The organism is Litorimonas sp. WD9-15, from assembly GCF_050271975.1.
Lineage (GTDB): Bacteria > Pseudomonadota > Alphaproteobacteria > Caulobacterales > Maricaulaceae > Litorimonas.
Genome location: NZ_CP189850.1, coordinates 1,876,733 through 1,894,350, shown reverse-complemented (window position 1 = coordinate 1,894,350; position 17,618 = coordinate 1,876,733). Strand labels below are relative to the sequence as shown.

15 protein-coding genes are annotated in these 17,618 nt (G+C 54.9%); all 15 read right to left on the bottom strand.

What is annotated here, in order from left to right:
* Window positions 1-8 precede the first annotated feature (8 nt).
* Complete coding sequence (gene lpdA / locus ACP9M6_RS08900; RefSeq protein ID WP_427450353.1) at window positions 9-1,403, bottom strand: dihydrolipoyl dehydrogenase; 1,395 nt, start codon at window positions 1,401-1,403, stop codon at window positions 9-11.
* 70 nt (window positions 1,404-1,473) lie between these two features.
* Window positions 1,474-2,406: a hypothetical protein gene (locus ACP9M6_RS08895; protein ID WP_427450351.1), complete on the bottom strand. Its 933-nt coding sequence runs from the start codon at window positions 2,404-2,406 to the stop codon at window positions 1,474-1,476.
* A 78-nt stretch (window positions 2,407-2,484) separates the two neighbouring features.
* Window positions 2,485-3,834, bottom strand: a complete 1,350-nt coding sequence (locus ACP9M6_RS08890) for a pyruvate dehydrogenase complex dihydrolipoamide acetyltransferase (RefSeq protein ID WP_427450350.1) — start codon at window positions 3,832-3,834, stop codon at window positions 2,485-2,487.
* A gap of 4 nt (window positions 3,835-3,838) precedes the next feature.
* A complete protein-coding gene (locus ACP9M6_RS08885) occupies window positions 3,839-4,402 on the bottom strand; it encodes a hypothetical protein (RefSeq protein WP_427450348.1) in 564 nt (187 codons plus the stop codon).
* A complete protein-coding gene (locus tag ACP9M6_RS08880) occupies window positions 4,392-5,807 on the bottom strand; it encodes a pyruvate dehydrogenase complex E1 component subunit beta (protein ID WP_427450346.1) in 1,416 nt (471 codons plus the stop codon). Before ACP9M6_RS08880 ends, ACP9M6_RS08885 begins: the two co-directional genes overlap by 11 nt.
* The gene (locus tag ACP9M6_RS08875; RefSeq protein ID WP_427450344.1) at window positions 5,807-6,208 is read right to left on the bottom strand and encodes an MAPEG family protein; all 402 of its coding nucleotides are present in this window, start codon (window positions 6,206-6,208) and stop codon (window positions 5,807-5,809) included. Before ACP9M6_RS08875 ends, ACP9M6_RS08880 begins: the two co-directional genes overlap by 1 nt.
* The gene (locus ACP9M6_RS08870; protein WP_427450341.1) at window positions 6,208-6,696 is read right to left on the bottom strand and encodes a DUF3291 domain-containing protein; all 489 of its coding nucleotides are present in this window, start codon (window positions 6,694-6,696) and stop codon (window positions 6,208-6,210) included. Before ACP9M6_RS08870 ends, ACP9M6_RS08875 begins: the two co-directional genes overlap by 1 nt.
* 6 nt (window positions 6,697-6,702) lie before the next feature.
* Window positions 6,703-7,710 carry a pyruvate dehydrogenase (acetyl-transferring) E1 component subunit alpha gene (gene pdhA, locus ACP9M6_RS08865; protein WP_427450339.1) on the bottom strand — a complete coding sequence of 336 codons (1,008 nt, stop codon included), beginning with the start codon at window positions 7,708-7,710 and terminating at the stop codon, window positions 6,703-6,705.
* A 68-nt stretch (window positions 7,711-7,778) separates the two neighbouring features.
* Window positions 7,779-8,087 carry an FtsB family cell division protein gene (locus ACP9M6_RS08860; protein WP_427450338.1) on the bottom strand — a complete coding sequence of 103 codons (309 nt, stop codon included), beginning with the start codon at window positions 8,085-8,087 and terminating at the stop codon, window positions 7,779-7,781.
* A 44-nt stretch (window positions 8,088-8,131) separates the two neighbouring features.
* Window positions 8,132-9,418, bottom strand: coding sequence for a phosphopyruvate hydratase (eno, locus tag ACP9M6_RS08855; RefSeq protein WP_427450336.1), 1,287 nt, complete (start codon window positions 9,416-9,418; stop codon window positions 8,132-8,134).
* A gap of 34 nt (window positions 9,419-9,452) precedes the next feature.
* Window positions 9,453-9,632 carry a 50S ribosomal protein L32 gene (gene rpmF, locus ACP9M6_RS08850; protein ID WP_427450334.1) on the bottom strand — a complete coding sequence of 60 codons (180 nt, stop codon included), beginning with the start codon at window positions 9,630-9,632 and terminating at the stop codon, window positions 9,453-9,455.
* A gap of 825 nt (window positions 9,633-10,457) precedes the next feature.
* The gene (arfB, locus tag ACP9M6_RS08845; RefSeq protein WP_427450332.1) at window positions 10,458-10,883 is read right to left on the bottom strand and encodes an alternative ribosome rescue aminoacyl-tRNA hydrolase ArfB; all 426 of its coding nucleotides are present in this window, start codon (window positions 10,881-10,883) and stop codon (window positions 10,458-10,460) included.
* Between the two features lie 5 nt (window positions 10,884-10,888).
* Window positions 10,889-13,522: an alanine--tRNA ligase gene (gene alaS, locus ACP9M6_RS08840; protein ID WP_427450330.1), complete on the bottom strand. Its 2,634-nt coding sequence runs from the start codon at window positions 13,520-13,522 to the stop codon at window positions 10,889-10,891.
* 206 nt (window positions 13,523-13,728) lie between these two features.
* Window positions 13,729-14,835, bottom strand: coding sequence for a recombinase RecA (recA, locus tag ACP9M6_RS08835; RefSeq protein ID WP_427450328.1), 1,107 nt, complete (start codon window positions 14,833-14,835; stop codon window positions 13,729-13,731).
* A gap of 163 nt (window positions 14,836-14,998) precedes the next feature.
* On the bottom strand, window positions 14,999-17,530 hold the full coding sequence (locus ACP9M6_RS08830; RefSeq protein ID WP_427450326.1) for an ATP-binding protein: 2,532 nt from the start codon (window positions 17,528-17,530) through the stop codon (window positions 14,999-15,001).
* Window positions 17,531-17,618: the final 88 nt, after the last annotated feature.

Sequence of the window (17,618 nt, the reverse complement as noted above, 5' to 3'; positions counted from 1 at the left end):
AAGCTTATCTAGAAGTGGATGGTGCGCCCGTAAGCGTCCAACACGGCCTCGTGCATCATCTCTGACAGCGTGGGATGCGGGAACACCGTTTCCATCAGTTCATGCTCGGTCGTTTCCAGTTTCTGCGCAATCGTGTAGCCTTGAATCAGCTCGGTCACTTCCGCACCGATCATATGCGCGCCGAGGAGTTCGCCTGTCTTTGCATCAAACACGGTCTTCACAAGACCTTCCGGCTCACCCAGCGCAATGGCTTTACCGTTCCCGACATAGGGGAAACGACCAACTTTTACGTCATAACCTGCGTCTTTCGCCTGCGCTTCTGTGTGGCCGACCGACGCAATCTGCGGATGGCAATAGGTGCAGCCCGGAATGGCATTGGCATTAAGAGGATGCGGATTTCCGCCTGCGATCTTCTCGATACAGATAATGCCTTCATGGGACGCTTTATGCGCGAGCCATGGCGGCGTCGTGACATCACCAATCGCGTAGAGCCCGGGAACGCCCGTGAAACTAAAGTCATCCACCTGAATGAAACTCCGCTCGACTTTGACGCCCAGTTTTTCAAGCCCCATATTTTCCGTATTCCCGACAATGCCAATCGCGAGAATGACGCGATCAAATTCATGCGTTTCGTCTTTTCCATTGGTCGTCAGGGTCGCCGTCACGCCTTTTGCGCCGGGTTTGACAGATTTGACTTGGGTCTTTGTCTTGATGGTCAGGCCTCGCTTCTCAAACGCCTTGCGTGCCATTTTTGAAATTTCTTCATCCTCGGCGGGCAGGATACGATCGACCATTTCGACTACCGTCGTGTCCGCACCAAACGCGGAGAAGAAGGACGCGAATTCCATACCGATCGCGCCTGAGCCGATGACCAGCAATTTGTCCGGAATGGTATCGGGCGTCATCGCTTCCCGCGCCGTCCAGATATACTTCCCATCAGGCTCTAGACCCGCTTGCGGAATGGTCCGCGCCCGCGCACCAGGGGCGAGAATGACGTGTTTCGATGTGTAGCTTTTGCCGTCGACATGAACCGTCGGCGCGGGTTTGCCCGGCGTCATCGACGCAAATCCCGGAATGACCGTGATCTTGTTCTTCTTCATCAGATGTTTGATGCCCGCAGAGAGCTGCCCAGCGATATTACGCGAACGCTTGACGATCTTTGCGAGGTCATAGCTCGGCTCTGCACTCAAACCATAATTCTCGGCATGCTGCATATTGTGGAACACTTCGGCGGAGCGCAGCAAAGCCTTTGTCGGGATACACCCCCAGTTTAAGCACACGCCGCCCAAATCGGCTTTCTCGATGATCGCAGTTTTAAACCCGAGCTGTGACGCACGGATGGCGGTCACGTAGCCCCCTGGACCAGAACCAATGACGATGACGTCGAAAGATGTTTCGGACATGAAATAACCTTGCATTAGAGACGCAAGGCTTATGACTTAAACCGGGTCGGCTTTGAACCGTTAATTCGCGCTATTCGCTATATTTGCGCATCATATTAGCGCGTTCTTGGCGTGTCGCCGTCAGGATCGTGATGATTTCAAGACGGATGGGCGCGGCCAGTTCATCAATCTCGATTTCATCCAAGACGGCAAAAGCCGCATCCGCATTCCCGCGTTTCGCCAATCCCGTCCCGATGCGAGAGCGGGCCGTGTCGCGGAGTTCCGGCGTCGAGAGCTCGCCCACAATATCGGCGGCCTGCCCCATATCCCCGCGATCAATCGCGTAGTCGATGACTTCGAGGAGTGCCTGATTGCGCATATCCGTGACTTGGAGCTTCCGGGCTTCATCCAAAACGCGATCATAATTTCCGCCTTTCGACGGGAGGCTCTGCTGCGGTGTATCAACCTTTGTTCCACGCGCGGTTTCGATTTTTTTCTCCATCACGTCAGAGGGAAGGAAACCGGAACCGGGGCCATCCTTACGGGCGGCGTCAATGATGTTCTGATCCGTGACGGGACGCTTCGCTGCCCCGTTCATCATCCGGATGATGTCCTCACGCGTGCGGGACCCCGTTGTTTTTTTCTTCTCAGGCTCGGCCTCAGTCTTAGCCTCAGATTTATATGTTTTAGCGGAAGACGGCTTAGACTTTTTCATCTCAGGCTCCGCCTCTGCTTTTGGTTCAGGTTTCTCTTCCTCGACCTTTTTCTTGTCGGACTTCAAATACTGATCTAGAAACTTCGTCTTTGGCGGGTCACTGGCCTCAACGGTTTCAATCGTAACAGTCTCGGTAGTATTGCGCGTCTCGGTGACAGTGGTCTTTCCGCCTGCGAGTTCGGACCCGTTCAGCTCGACACGGACATCCTCATCCGCTTCCGTCGCAACCGCGCCTTCCGTCCCGAAATAGACGATAGACCCCGCGAGAACGGATAGAATACCACCGGTGAGCAAAGCTTTCATCAACATACGACACTCCTTAATTAGAGTGAACTGTACCACATCTGAACGGTTTTCGCCAATTAAGCTCCCTTAAGAGGCGAGTCTCTACAACATCATAGTGATGGGCGTTTCGACATAGCGTTTGAACACGCCGAGCCATTCCGCGCCGAGCGCCCCGTCAACGACACGGTGATCGCAGGTCAGTGTCACGGACATAACCGTCGCAACCGCCAGTTCACCGTCTTTCACAACAGGTGTCGGTGCGCCTGCCCCGACGGACAGAATCATGCCGTGCGGTTCATTGATGATAGAGCCGAAGGACTTGATGCCCATCATCCCCAGATTGGAAATGCTGAACGTACCGCCCTGATATTCCTGCGGCTTGAGTTTCCTCTCCCGCGCACGTCCTGCGAGATCTTTCATCTCGGTCGAGATGGTCGACAGGCCCTTATTCTCGGCCTGACGCACAATCGGCGTTATCAAGCCGCCCTCGATTGCGACAGCCACGGCGACATCGGCGTGATTGTGATAGGCGATGCCGTCGGGCGTAAAACTCGCATTGGCCGCAGGCACGGCTTTCAGCGCGAGAGCCGCCGCGCGGATGAGCATGTCATTGACCGAGACTTTGACGCCTTCGGGCGCTTGGGCGTTCAACTGCTTGCGCATGGCCAGCAATGCGTCGATTTCGCAATCCACGATGAGCGGGAAGTCAGGGACATTATTATTTGAAGCAGAGAGACGCTTCGCGATCACTTTACGCATGCCGTCTAGCGGCTCCAGCGTGTAGGTTCCGGCTTCCACACCCAGCTTGGCCAGATAATCCGCCCCACCGGAGCGCACGGCGCCGACTTCGGTGGAATCAGAAGCGGGTACAGCCGTTTCTTTTGTCTCGGCTTTCGCGGGCGCAGCGGCCGGTGAATAGCTCTCAACATCCGCCTTCACGATACGGCCATGTGGGCCGGAACCGGAAACATCGGAAAGTTCAATCCCTGCTTCCTTGGCGAGACGTTTCGCGAGAGGGGACGCTTTGATACGCTCACTGCCTGACGCCTTGGATGCGGAGAGTTTCGACTTATCAGCAGCCGTCGTTTTTGGCGCGTCACCCTGCGGTCCGCGACCGTGGCCCTTATCCGCAACCTCTTCTGCTTTCGGCGCAGCACTTTCCTTTGCGCCGCCGCCGACTTCATAACCGTCCAGCGCACTCTCATCCTCATCCTCTTCGAGGAGGATCGCAATCGGCGCATTGACTTTCACGCCATCCGTGCCCGCCGCGACGAGCAATTTCGCAATCGTGCCCTCTTCCACGGCTTCAACTTCCATCGTCGCCTTATCGGTCTCGATTTCAGCCATGACATCGCCGGACGACACAGTGTCTCCCTCGGCGACGAGCCATTTGGACAATGTGCCCTCCTCCATAGTCGGGGACAGGGCGGGCATGAGGATTTCAATGGGCATTTTATTAGGTAGCCTCTGTTTCAAACGGTTGTGATCGGAAATTAGAAATTGCTAACATCCAATTCTTCAAAGCATTGACATCTATATTGAAGTCTTTGGCGCCTAAGATTTTTATTTTCTTCGCATATTTAATTGATGAAGGATGCTTCGTAGAAAAAATCTTTCTATATCCGAAAACATATAACGTCATCGCAATTTTCTGAAGGAACAAACGTTTTTTAGAACTGGGAATTTTGTCCAGCCAATCAGAAGAGAATACTGGTGTAAAACCTAAAGAACCTTTCATAGGGTCAATAAAGTCAGAAGTTTTTACAAAAACTTCAAAATTTGGGTTCTCATGATCCGAAAAACTATAAATGAGGAAAGTATCACCATCAATATCCCCATCCATTACATAGCCTTTTCCAGACCTTTTTATTTTCAGACTTATGCCTTCGGGTAGAAACTCAGAATCGTAACCTAAAGAAACATAACCGTTCTTTTCGAGCAATGCCGAAATTGCCTTTTCGACAATCAAATCAACTTCTTCATCAACCTCATTTGAACGCTCTTTGAATTTACTCCACATAACACGCCCGCTTCGCCGCCTCGACGACATCTTCCGTCCCCGGCAAGCTCAACGCTTCCAGGTTAGCGGCATATGGCAATGGCACATCCGCTTGGAAAACGCGTTCCGGTGGGGCGTCGAGATAATCGAAGGCTTCCTTCACAACGACGGCGGCGATTTCCGCGCCGATGCCGGATTGGCCCCAGCCCTCTTCCGCGCAAACGATGCGGTTTGTTTTCTTGACCGATTCAATCACCGTATCTGTATCGAGCGGGCGGATTGTGCGGAGGTCGATGACTTCCGCGCTAATGCCTTGCTCCGCCAGAATATCGGCAGCCTCTAAACAGCGCCCGACCATGCGGGAATGCGAGACAAGCGTGACATCTGTACCTTCGCGGCGGACCTTTGCCTTGCCAATCGGAATGATGAAGTCGTCCATATCCGGCACGTCAAAGCTCTCGCCATACATGAGCTCATGCTCCAAGAAGACAATCGGGTTCGGGTCACGAATGGCGGCTTTCAACAAGCCTTTCGCATCCGCCGCATCATAAGGCGCGACGACTTTCAGACCCGGAACATTGGCATACCAGCTGGAATAATCATGGCTGTGCTGCGCACCGACACGTGAGGCGGCGCCATTCGGGCCGCGGAAGACAATCGGACAGCGCATCTGCCCACCGGACATATAAAGCGTTTTCGCAGCGGAATTGATAATGTGATCAATAGCTTGCATGGCAAAGTTAAATGTCATGAATTCGACAATCGGCTTGAGCCCGCCCATCGCGGCCCCGACACCGATACCGGCAAAGCCATATTCCGTAATCGGCGTATCAACCACGCGGCGGCTGCCAAATTCCTGCAGAAGTTCGCGCGTGACTTTATACGCACCCTGATATTCGGCGACTTCCTCGCCCATGACGAAGACTGTCTCATCACGGCGCATTTCCTCGGCCATTGCGTCCCGTAGGGCATCGCGAACGGTGGTCTCAACCAGTTTGATATTCGTCGGAATATCGGGATCATTCGCGACTTTGGTTTTGGGCATCCCACCGGAGGAGTCGCGATTGGCGCTCGTATTTTCAGGATGGACCGCGCCGGATGTGCCCGGTTTGTCGTCACCCTTATCATCTTCGACTTTCATATCGCCGCCAACTGGTGCTGAAGACAGATCATCCGCGCTATCGCCCTCTTCAAGCAATTGCAGGATCACCGCGCCGACTTTTACATTGTCCGTGCCCGCCGCGACGACAATCTTCCCAACAGTGCCTTCGTCAATCGACTCGACTTCCATCGTCGCCTTATCGGTCTCGATTTCCGCGAGAATATCGCCGGAGGAGACTTCGTCGCCTTCTTTGACTAGCCATTTTGACAATGTGCCTTCCTCCATCGTCGGAGACAAAGCGGGCATTTTAATATCGATAGCCATTAGAATAAGAGCTCCCAAAGGATCATGAGGATACCGACAATGGCGACAAACCATGCCAGCGTGCGTACCCAAGGTACGCCAAACCAATAAGTTGGGGCGAAGACAAGACGCCCCCAGAAAAACAATGCAGCGCCGAGTGCGGTCAGTGAAGAAAAGCTATCCGTCACCGCCGCGACGAGGACGAGCGGAACAAACATACACATTGATTCCACAAAATTCGCCTGAGCGCGTTTCGTGCGTCCGTGAAAGGGCGTCAGGCCTGAACCGGGCAAATCATCACGCGGACCGACCAAATCGGAAAGGCTGGCCTTCTTCGAGAAAGTCGCCGCCGTCGCCTGCGCCAAAATCATGACGAAGAAAAGTGCGACGCACCAGACGAGATATTTGAGTTCAACGGCCATTACGCACAATCCTTTTTCGGCAATTGCGGCGTGACGGCTTGGCCGTCCACATCGAAAGGAATAGCGAAGGAAAACGCATCAGGCGTTGGACCCATTTCACGGATAAGATCCAGTTTGGCCTTGGCCTCATCAAGGTCGGGAATATGCCCGTCCTCGACCCACCAGAGCACCATATGTTCGCGCGGGATGGGGGTAAACCAGTCACGCTTGCCCTGCATGACTTTCGTATGTGCCGTTTTGTAAACGAAGTGGAACAGACTCTCTATATCTGCCCAAACGCTCATATTGACGAGAGTCATCGGGCCTTGCCCCTCCATCCGAAGTGTCAACGCGCCGTCTTCCGGCCCGTCATCTACCATACGCCAGATGAAGCCGGGTGCCCGGTCGGCCAGCGCATTAATCGCGTCAATCCGACCCGTGAAGCCGACCATTTCGGGCGCTTCGGTCGGATGACGCGCATCCGCGATATTGAGCTGGGCGAGTTGCACCTGAGCTTAAGCCTCAACCGGCAGCAGCACATCCGTCCAGAGCTCATCCGGATGCGGCTCGGGGCTCTCGAGAGAGAAATCGGCGGCGTCTTTGACGATCTCTTTGATCTCTTTGTCAATCGCCTTCAGCTCGGCCTCATCCGCCCATTTTTTCTCCATCAAGCGCGCCCGCGCCCAATCAATCGGATCGCGTTCAGATCGTGTTTTCGTCACTTCGTCACGGGAGCGGTATTTCGCAGGATCGGACATGGAATGCCCGCGATAACGGTAGGTTTTCATTTCGAGGATCATCGGCCCCTTGCCGTCCCGCGCATGTTTGATGGCTTTGGCGGCGGCGTCGCGGACTTCAAGGACGTTCATCCCGTCGACCTGAATACCTTCAATTTCGAAACTGCTGCCGCGTTTATAGAGCTCGGTTTCCGCAGAAGACCGCTCGACCGATGTGCCCATCGCATATTGGTTATTCTCGATCACGAAGACGACAGGAAGGTCCCAGAGTTTCGCCATGTTGAATGTCTCATAGACTTGCCCTTGGTTCGATGCCCCATCACCGAAGAAGGCGAGGCTGACAAAGCCATTGTCGAGATATTTATTCGCAAAGCCCAGCCCTGCACCAATTGGCACCTGCGCGCCGACAATACCGTGACCGCCATAGAATTTTTTATCCGTGCTAAACATGTGCATGGAGCCGCCCTTGCCGCGCGAATAGCCGCCCTCGCGACCCGTCAGTTCGGCCATGACGCCACGGCTTTCCATGCCGCAAGCCAACATATGTCCGTGATCGCGATAACCTGTGATCATCTGGTCGCCGTCAATCATCGCGGCGCGACAGCCTGTGACGACGGCTTCCTGCCCGATATAGAGATGGCAGAAGCCTGCAATCTGGCCCATGCCATAGAGTTGGCCCGCCTTCTCCTCGAACCGCCGAATGAGGAGCATGTCGCGGTAGAAGCCGAGCAGCTCGTCCTTATTGGTTTTGAGTTCAGCTTTTTTCTTAGCGGGTTTTTTCGCCATGTCTGGACCTTTATTTCACATCCGAAATAATAACAGAATTGTTCAGGCCTGTTGTTGTCAGACTAGCCTTACGGGTCAAGCCAAATCGTCAACTCTTTCGTGTCCGAAACGTATAAATCACGCCGCGCCGCGATCTCCAGCGCGTCCAGATCCAGACCTTCATTCCGCAACGCATCCACATCTTGCGCAAGCTGTAAATGCTGTGTCTCACGCTCTGCCAGAGTAACAGAAAGTCGCTCTGCCTCGTCCGAATAACTCATCCACGACAACAGACCTTGCGAGCCGGAAAACGCGTGAAAGGCCAGATAGGCATAGAGCGCGATGAGCCCTATGGCGGGCGCACGGCGTTTCATATCAATGTGCGGGATTCGGCGCATTTCGCCTTGTCCCGCAATCGGGTTAGCTTTGGGTTAACGAAACCCTAAACGCGGCCCTTGGGCATGACGCTCCAACCCGCATATTCCGCCATTTCGCCGAGTTGTTCTTCAATGCGAAGCAGCTGATTATATTTCGCGAGACGGTCCGAGCGTGCGAGGGAGCCTGTTTTGATCTGGCCACAATTTGTCGCCACGGCGAGGTCGGCAATCGTTGTGTCAGATGTTTCACCGGACCGATGCGACATGACGGCGGTAAAGCCGGCCCGATGCGCCATATCCACGGCGTCGAGTGTTTCCGACAATGTTCCGATCTGGTTGACCTTCACGAGGATGGAATTGGCCGCCCCCTTCTCAATCCCCGTTTTCAGGCGCTTTGGATTCGTCACAAAGAGATCATCGCCGACCAATTGGCACTTGCCGCCAATCCGATCATTCAACGCGACCCAACCGTCCCAGTCATCCTCATCCATACCATCCTCAATCGAGATGATCGGATAATTATCAACGAGATCTTCGAGATAATCGACAAATTCAGCGGAGGTCAGGGACTTGCCCTCACCTTTCAGCTCATATTTGCCGTTCTTGTAGAATTCAGTCGAGGCCACATCCATGGCGAGGAAGACATCCTTGCCCGGCGTGTAGCCAGCCGCTTCAATCGCGGACATAATGTAATCCAACGCATGTTTGGAGCCGTCGAGATTTGGGGCGAAACCGCCCTCATCCCCGACATTCGTGTTGTGACCATCGGCTTTCAACTTGCCCTTCAGCGCGTGGAAAATTTCCGCACCGCAGCGCAGCGCCTCGGAGAAGCTCTCCGCGCCAACCGGCATCACCATAAATTCCTGCACATCAATCGGGTTATCGGCGTGTTCGCCGCCATTGATGATATTCATCATCGGCACAGGTAGGACGTGGGCGTGCGTACCGCCAATATAACGATAAAGCGGAACTTGCTGCGAATCGGCGACCGCTTTGGCGAGGGCCAATGACACACCAAGCATCGCATTTGCGCCCAGACGGCCTTTATTCTCGGTCCCGTCCAACGCGATCAGGATCGCATCGATGCCGCGCTGATTTTCCGAATCGAGACCTTCGATCTCGTCCGCGATTTCTGTATTGACGTTATTGACGGCCTGGCGAACGCCTTTGCCGAGATAGCGGGATTTGTCGCCGTCGCGCAGTTCTACCGCTTCATGCGCGCCCGTGGATGCACCGGATGGGACAGCCGCACGGCCAAATCCGCCGTCGCCTAGTGTAACGTCGACTTCGAGTGTGGGATTGCCGCGACTGTCCAGGATTTCCCTGGCGAAAACTGTTTCGATCTCAACCATGGGAGGCTCCTAATAATAATGTAGTGTGAAAGACTTAGTCTTTAGGGGTCAGAACCTGACGACCTTTATACATGCCTGATTTCAGGTCGATGTGGTGCTGACGACGCAGTTCACCACTGTCTTTATCTTCGACGTAGTTGGTTGCGGTCAGGGAGTCGTGCGAACGGCGCATGCCGCGGCGCGAGTTGGAAATCTTGGACTTAGGGACAGCCATCGGGGCCTCCATTTATAAATCAAAAAAGCGACTCCCGATACAGGGGTCGCGTGCGTTGGGCGCTACCTAATGGCAGAATACGCAATGTGCAAGCCGTTTATCAGTTATGCGGATGCGCGAAAACTGCGACCGCCCATCTTGGGGCCGGCAGGGATCGAAAAAGAAGGGACTGTCCGCGTGGGGCCTCCAGCGATGGAGTACCAAGGGTAGGTCTTTCATCTTTGTTTTACGCAAAAGGCCATGCGCGTGAGGTCCGGGGAGAGGTCGGCGAAACCGTTACATCGTCCAAATCTCAGACTTCACCATTTCCAGGCGGCGAAGCCTTTGCGCTCTCGCATCGGGCTCACGCCAAATACAAGGCCACGCGGCAATGGTTTTTGATTGAACGGCCGGTCGAATAAACCCCAGAGTCTGCCCACTTGGAACAGCCGGTCGGCTCTCGTTCAAAAAGGTCCGGCTCAGTCCGACGTCTCACCGCCGGATGCTCAACCCCACCGTCCCCCAGACCAGCAGGTGAGCTCCTACCTGTCCCGTGTCTGAAAGAACGACTTAAACATATGCGCATTGCGTTAAGTGGGGATCATTCTATTTATAAATGAGGATTGGCTACCAACCCTACCGACGACTTTCCAATGTCATCCCGCACGCAACGCAGTGGAGATGCAGGACCTATCGTCAAATAAATTAAGCTAACGTTTTGTAATCGTTAGGCCCCGCATCTTCACCCTTCGGGCTTGTGCGGGGTGACAGTGGTTTGCGGTTTCAGGAATTATTATAGTCGCAAAAATGGGGATATAGTTTCACTTAAATGCGGATTGACGTCTCTCACCAATCCTTGACCCGCCCCCGCAGGCTCTTAATCTCACTTCGGCGTTTCGCCGCTTTTATCGACCGCTTCTTCGAACTCCAACTCGGCCGCGTCTTCTTGCGCGGCAGCTCCACATAAATGGCTTTCTTCAGCAATGACTTCAGACGCCTGACCGCATCCTCCAGATTGCGGTTCTGGCTGCGATGGTTTTGCGCCTTAATCACGACGACCCCGTCCTGCGTGATGCGGGAATCACGGAAATTATTGATGCGGCGACGATAGGTTTCGGGGATATGAAAACTGTTTAAATCACAGCGTAACTGTATGGCGGAATTGGTTTTATTCACCGATTGCCCACCCGGGCCGGACGACCGAATAGCAGATGTCTCAATCGCATAGGACGGCACAGAGAACCGCTTGTCGATATAAAGCGGGTCGTCCATCCGTCTTAGATAGCGGCCTTGATTGCCGCGAGAGCCGCATCCGCATTTTCAGGCTGACTGCCGCCCGCCTGCGCCATGCCGGGTTTGCCGCCGCCGCGCCCGCCAACTTCCGCCGCGCCCTTATTGACGAGATCAGAGGCGGAATGGGTGGCTTGCACATCCTTTGACACGGCAACCGCCACAGCCACTTTGCCGCCGTCGCGAGCGACGAAAGCGACAATGCCGGAGCCGAGCTGGTCCATCTGCTCGTTCAACATGGAGCGCAGATCTTTGCCGGACACGCCGTCAAGAACTCGTCCCAAGAAGCTGATTCCATTGATGTCTTCTGGGCCGGAAGCTGCACCACCGCCGCCGAGGGCGAGTTGCTTTTTCGCCTCGGACAGATCTTTTTCAAGCTGTTTGCGTTCCGCCATGAGAGCTTCAATCCGGGACGGGACATCTTCGGGTTTTGTCTTGAAAATATCGGCAGCCTGACGGGTGATTCCGGCTTGGCCTTCCAGATATTGGCGCGCCGCTTCGCCCGTGACGCCTTCGACACGGCGAATACCGGCCGCGACGGCCCCTTCATTTGTGACCTTGAACAGCGCAATATCGCCCGTGCGGTCAACATGGGTTCCGCCGCAGAGTTCGACGGAATAGGGTTTGTCGCTCTCGTCCAGTGGATCGCCTAGGGAGAGCACACGGACTTCATCACCATATTTCTCGCCAAATAGCGCAACCGCACCCGCTTCAATCGCGGCTTGCGGCTCCATGAGTTTTGTCTCGGCGGGCTTGTTCTGTTGGATGACGGCGTTCACCTCATCCTCGACCCGCCCGAGTTCTTCGCGGGTGATGGCGGAAGGATGGGAAATGTCGAAACGGATGCGTTCACCGTCGACCATCTGACCCTTTTGCGCGACATGTTCGCCCAGCACGCGGCGCAGGGCTTCGTGCAGAAGATGCGCGGCGGAATGGTTGCGTTTCGTGCGTTCGCGATTATCCGCATCAACGGCCAGATGCGCTTCGTCGCCGACCTTCACTATGCCGGATAATGTGCCGATATGAGCGTGGAGATCGCCCGCGCGTTTCTGGACGTCCGCAATCTCTATGCGTGCGCCATTTTCAAAAATAGCTACACCCTTATCGCCCGCCTGCCCGCCGGATTCGGCGTAGAACGGGGTTTCGTGTGTGAGGAAGACGACATCGCCATCCGTGGCTTCGCCGACTGCAACATCATTCTGGATGAGGGCGACGACGCCCTGCCCGCTGGAGAGATTATCATAGCCTGTAAATTCTGTCGGGCCGCCCTCTTCGCGCAAGGCTTTGAAGAGTTCTTCGCCTGCGCCGCCAGCAAATTTCCCGCCATCGGCTTTGGACTGCTCGCGTTGTTCCGTCATGGCGACGTCGAACCCGTCTGTATCGACTTCTATGCCTTTGGCGCGGAGCGCGTCCTGCGTCAGGTCGAGGGGGAAGCCGTATGTGTCGTATAATGTGAAAGCCGTGCGGCCATCGAGTTTGTCGCCTTTGGATAGGTCGGCTGTCGCCTCCTCCAACAGTGCCGTGCCGCGGCCTAATGTGCGGCGGAAGCGGATCTCTTCCTGCTCGAACACGGATTCGATATTGGCTTGGGCGCGGCCCAATTCGCCATAAGCCTTGCCCATCTCGCCCACAAGGGTCGGGACGAGACGGTGCATGAGCGGGTCTTTCGCGCCGAGAATATGGGCATGGCGCATGGCACGGCGCATGATGCGGCGCAGGACATAGCCACGCCCTTCATTGGACGGCGAGACGCCATCCGCCATGAGGAAAGAGCAACTGCGAAGATGATCGGCAATGACGCGGTGGCTGAATTTCGCCTCGCCTTCGGCTTTTACACCCGTCAGGTCCACAGACGCGCCAATGAGTGTTTTGAACAGGTCAATATCGTAATTATCGTGCTGCCCCTGCAGGATGGCTGCGATACGTTCTAGGCCCATACCCGTATCGATGGACGGTTTTGGCAGATCCACCTGTGTCCCGTCAGCCCGTCGCTCATATTGCATGAAAACGAGGTTCCAGATTTCGATGAACCGATCGCCGTCCTCATCCGGTGAGCCAGGAGGGCCGCCCGGAATTTCAGGGCCGTGGTCAAAGAAGATTTCAGAACAGGGCCCGCAGGGACCCGTATCGCCCATGGCCCAAAAATTATCAGAGGTCGCGATGCGAATGATGCGGTCATCCGGCAAACCCGCAATCTTTTTCCAGAGATCGAAAGCGACATCATCCGTGTGGTAAACTGTGACGAGGAGTTTTTCCTTCGGGAGGCCGAAATCTTCCGTGATCAATTTCCACGCATGTTCAATGGCTTCCGCTTTGAAATAATCGCCGAAGCTGAAATTGCCGAGCATCTCAAAAAATGTGTGGTGCCGCGCCGTATAACCGACATTGTCGAGATCATTATGCTTACCGCCCGCCCGCACGCACTTCTGCGAGGTCGCGGCGCGCGGAAAATCGGGGGTGAGCGCACCCGTAAACCAGTCCTTGAACTGGACCATACCCGCATTGACGAAGAGCAGAGTCGGATCATCTTTTGGCACTAGCGGAGAACTCGGCGCAACGGTATGCGCGTTATTTTCAAAGAAGCCCAAAAACTGGGACCGGATATCATTCAACGATGTCATAGGGATAAATCCATAAAGCGAGCGCTTCATATAGAAAGAGCGCCTGACAGTGCCAAGCGCTCTTTTGACTGAACTCTGTCTCAATTCTGCCAGTGTCGGGGGACGGGCAGCGGGGAAGAGACGAAACTGACCCCCGCCGGATTTCGGGAGCGGAGATCAATGGGGATGTTCAGCCGTTACTGTAAGATCCGAGGGGGCCCTGTTGACTAGGCGCCCAGACCGAGTTTGGGTTCTTCGCCATTATCCTCGACCTGTTCCTGCTTGGGCATGAGAAGCTCGTCCTCGATCAGACCTTCATTCATGCGGATGCGGCGCTCGATATCATTGGCCATGTCCGGATTGGCGAGGAGAAATTTGCGAACATTCTCGCGGCCCTGGCCAATACGCTCATCACCATAGGAGTACCAAGAGCCGGACTTCTCAACGACTTCAGCTTTCACGCCGAGGTCAATCAACTCACCCGTTTTGGAAATACCCTCACCATACATGATATCGAACTCGACCTGACGGAAAGGCGGCGCGACTTTGTTCTTCACGACTTTCACGCGGGTCTGGTTGCCAATGACTTCGTCGCGATATTTGATGGCACCGATGCGACGGATATCGAGACGGACAGAGGCGTAGAATTTCAAGGCGTTACCGCCCGTTGTTGTTTCGGGTGAGCCGTACATGACGCCGATTTTCATCCGAATCTGGTTGATGAAGATGACCATACAACCGGATTTCGAGATCGACCCTGTCAGCTTGCGCAGGGCCTGGCTCATCAGACGCGCTTGCAAACCCGGCAGGCTATCGCCCATGTCGCCCTCAAGTTCAGCGCGCGGTGTCAAGGCGGCAACGGAGTCAATGACGAGAATATCAATTGCACCGGAGCGCACGAGCGTATCGGCGATTTCCAAAGCCTGCTCGCCCGTATCAGGCTGCGCAATGAGAAGTTCGTTCACGTCCACGCCCAGCTTGGCCGCATAGACTGGATCAAGCGCATGTTCCGCATCGATAAAGGCCGCAACGCCGCCCGCTTTCTGACATTCCGCAATCGCGTGGAGAGTCAGTGTTGTTTTACCGGAAGATTCCGGCCCGTAAATTTCAACAACACGGCCTTTTGGCAAGCCGCCTATACCGAGCGCGATATCGAGACCGAGTGAACCGGTTGAGATCGCTTCAACATCCATTGTGGACTTATCGCCCAGTTTCATGACCGAATTCTTGCCAAAGGCGCGGTCAATTTGTGACAGAGCTGCGTCGAGTGCCGCGCTCTTATTCTTGTCTGACGCCTTTTCGACGACTTTGAGAGGTGTGCTATTTCTCGCCATGAGATTAACTCCAATATGCCGCCGGAGCCCTTCGACGGTTTTAAAAGTTACGGCTGCAATCGGACTGCCGTTAAATCGTATGTTTCATATTTGTTCCGCATATTCAAGCAAAAAGAACAAAAAAAGAACACATGTTCAAATGTTTGTTTTCAGAGACTTACGCTCATTCAACCACACCTATCTCGGACTTCACCTTCTCGGCCAGCTCCGCAAATGTAAACGGCTTGGGCAGGAATGTGACGTCCGGCTCCTCGGAGAGTAGCTCGGAAAACTCCTCCTCCGCATAGCCGGAGATAAAGACGATTCGCGCATCGCCCAACATTTTCCGCCCCGCTTTTAACAGTCCCGGCCCGTCGAGGCCCGGCATAACCACATCGGAAATCATCAGGTCGAACGGTGTCTCCGCCTCTTCCAAAATTTCCAAAGCCTCTTCGCCGTCTTCGGCTTCGACAACCTTATAGCCTTTCTTGCGCAGGGCCTTCGCGGCAATCCCGCGCACGGAGGCCTCATCTTCGACAAAGAGGATATTGCCCTGCCCCGCGAGGTCGGCGGGTTTGCGGGCGGGTGGCGCGGCTTTTACAACGGGCGCAGCTTCGATCGGCGCATCGCCCGCAGCAGGGAGGTAGATACGGAAGGTCGTGCCCTCGCCCATCACGGAGTCAACGGTCAGGTGCCCGCCTGTCTGCTGCACAATACCGTAAACGGTCGCTAGGCCGAGGCCTGTGCCCTTGCCCTGCTCCTTCGTCGTGAAGAACGGCTCGAAGATTTTCGCCTTCACCTCATCCGGCATACCCGTGCCCGTATCCTCGACAGAAATAACAACAAAATCATCATCAGAAAGAATCTTGAGCGTCTCGGACAAGGTCGGGTCGTCAATCTCGGACCGCGCGATTTTCGCAGACTTAATCGTAATCGTTCCGCCGCCCTGTTCCTCCATCGCGTCCCGCGCATTGACGCAGAGGTTCATCAGCACTGTGTCGATTTGTGATTTATCCGCCATGACGGGCGGGAGGCCCCGCGCATGGACCATTTTCAACTGCGCCCGTTCGCCGAGTGTCTGACGCAATGTCACGACCATGTCGGAGAGCGTATCGGTGACGTCCAAACGCTCGGACCGCCGCGTTGCCTTGCGCGAGAAGGTGAGAAGTTTTTTGACTAGCGCTGCGGCCCGCGCGCCCGTCATGTTGATATTCTGGAGCTCAGGATAGGACGGATCGCCCACGGGATGGCGCTGCAACAACTCATCCGTATTCAACCGGATCGCTGTCAGGAGATTGTTGAAATCATGGGCCACGCCCGCCGCCAATTGACCGATAGCCTGCATCTTCTGGCTCTGGACCAGCTGGTCTTCCAGCATTTTCCGCGCACTGACATTGACCAGATAGGCAAAGCCCTCCTCCGGGTTTTGATTGTCATGCACAATGTAAACAGAAACAGGCAGGCTGCCGCCACCCGCGACTTTCAGCGTGGCGTCATAGGGAATATCCGGAATAGTCTGCGACATGTTGCGGGAGAGGAAACGCGGGCTAGCCTCATCCTCAATAAACATATCGCCGAATATCTTTCCGGACGCGTCTTCGGTGCCCGACATTTTCGCAAAGGCCGGATTGGCGGATGCGACGACCGTTTTGCCAATAACGCCGCCTTCGAGTTTCAGGACAGCAACAGGCGCAGCGCTATAACGCTCGCCGTTAAATTCGGTATTGGTTGATACGCCCTCACCTGTATCAGGTCGGGCCAATGTAGAATGACCGTAAAGGGCAACACTCGCAACGACATCACCGGAATTCAATGTGTGCCAATTCGCGACCATGACAGTTGGCGTCACAACGCCCTTACGCGTGATCAGGCGCGTATCCGCACGCACGGTTCGTCCGGGTTCTGCGGGACTGCCGAGCAATATATCAGGACTTTCGATAAAACTGGAAAGTGTCTCAATCGCTTCCGTTGCATCACCACCTAACCAGCGTTGCAAAACATCATTTGTCGCCAAAATCTGACCGGATTTATCGACGGTGAATAACCCAACGGGCGCTTCGGACAAGACGTCCCGCCCCACATTCCCCGTCACAGGGGCCGTATTGATTTGCCAGAGGAAGTTGGAATTTTCCAAACGACTGACCTGCAATATATAACGCCGCAATTCAGTCTCCGGCGTGATGAGATCAATCCGCTCTTCGGCAAAATTCAATCCACGGCTTAAGTGATGGAGACGAAAAATCGCTGCGGCGGCTTCATTCCCAGCGCGGGTAAAGAGCCGGTCAACAATCGGCGGCGCATCATCCAAAGGCTCCGCGCCCAAATGTTTCGCCAAATCCAGATAAGCCCGATTGGCATGTATGGCTTTTCCGTTCGAGACGACGAGACTGGGCACGGAACTATTGAAGAAGGCGGCGGAATAGATCGTATCGCGCGTTGTCGCACGACGGTCGCGCAATCCGCGATTTTTCGCAAGCGTGATAAATGTGACCATGGCCAGCAGCGCAACAATGGCGACACCCGCCAATATGATAAATCCATCCGTATCTAATTCATCCCGGCCCGCCCAGACAAAGATCAGCGCCCCGAGGAGGACGGCCAGCGCGACAAAGGCCCCCAACCAGAGCGGCAGAGCGGATTTCGTCGCTGTATATTCGGGCGCGACGGCCCGTAGCGGCGCCACGGCAGGATTATCATTGCGAATCATCTCGGTCATGGCTTCACCTTAGGCATGATTTCACGGTTTGCCCCGTCCAAATTATGGCGTAGCCTCTCCGGGTAGTAATAAAACGACAAAAGACAGA

Excerpts from the sequence above, each read along its gene's own strand:
- lpdA (WP_427450353.1), bottom strand. The coding sequence starts at position 1,403 with ATGTCCGAAACATCTTTCGACGTCATCGTCATTGGTTCTGGTCCAGGG.
- ACP9M6_RS08895 (WP_427450351.1), bottom strand. The coding sequence starts at position 2,406 with ATGTTGATGAAAGCTTTGCTCACCGGTGGTATTCTATCCGTTCTCGCG.
- ACP9M6_RS08890 (WP_427450350.1), bottom strand. The coding sequence starts at position 3,834 with ATGCCCATTGAAATCCTCATGCCCGCCCTGTCCCCGACTATGGAGGAG.
- ACP9M6_RS08885 (WP_427450348.1), bottom strand. The coding sequence starts at position 4,402 with ATGTGGAGTAAATTCAAAGAGCGTTCAAATGAGGTTGATGAAGAAGTT.
- ACP9M6_RS08880 (WP_427450346.1), bottom strand. The coding sequence starts at position 5,807 with ATGGCTATCGATATTAAAATGCCCGCTTTGTCTCCGACGATGGAGGAA.
- ACP9M6_RS08875 (WP_427450344.1), bottom strand. The coding sequence starts at position 6,208 with ATGGCCGTTGAACTCAAATATCTCGTCTGGTGCGTCGCACTTTTCTTC.
- pdhA (WP_427450339.1), bottom strand. The coding sequence starts at position 7,710 with ATGGCGAAAAAACCCGCTAAGAAAAAAGCTGAACTCAAAACCAATAAG.
- ACP9M6_RS08860 (WP_427450338.1), bottom strand. The coding sequence starts at position 8,087 with ATGCGCCGAATCCCGCACATTGATATGAAACGCCGTGCGCCCGCCATA.
- eno (WP_427450336.1), bottom strand. The coding sequence starts at position 9,418 with ATGGTTGAGATCGAAACAGTTTTCGCCAGGGAAATCCTGGACAGTCGC.
- rpmF (WP_427450334.1), bottom strand. The coding sequence starts at position 9,632 with ATGGCTGTCCCTAAGTCCAAGATTTCCAACTCGCGCCGCGGCATGCGC.
- arfB (WP_427450332.1), bottom strand. The coding sequence starts at position 10,883 with ATGGACGACCCGCTTTATATCGACAAGCGGTTCTCTGTGCCGTCCTAT.
- alaS (WP_427450330.1), bottom strand. The coding sequence starts at position 13,522 with ATGACATCGTTGAATGATATCCGGTCCCAGTTTTTGGGCTTCTTTGAA.
- recA (WP_427450328.1), bottom strand. The coding sequence starts at position 14,835 with ATGGCGAGAAATAGCACACCTCTCAAAGTCGTCGAAAAGGCGTCAGAC.
- ACP9M6_RS08830 (WP_427450326.1), bottom strand. The coding sequence starts at position 17,530 with ATGACCGAGATGATTCGCAATGATAATCCTGCCGTGGCGCCGCTACGG.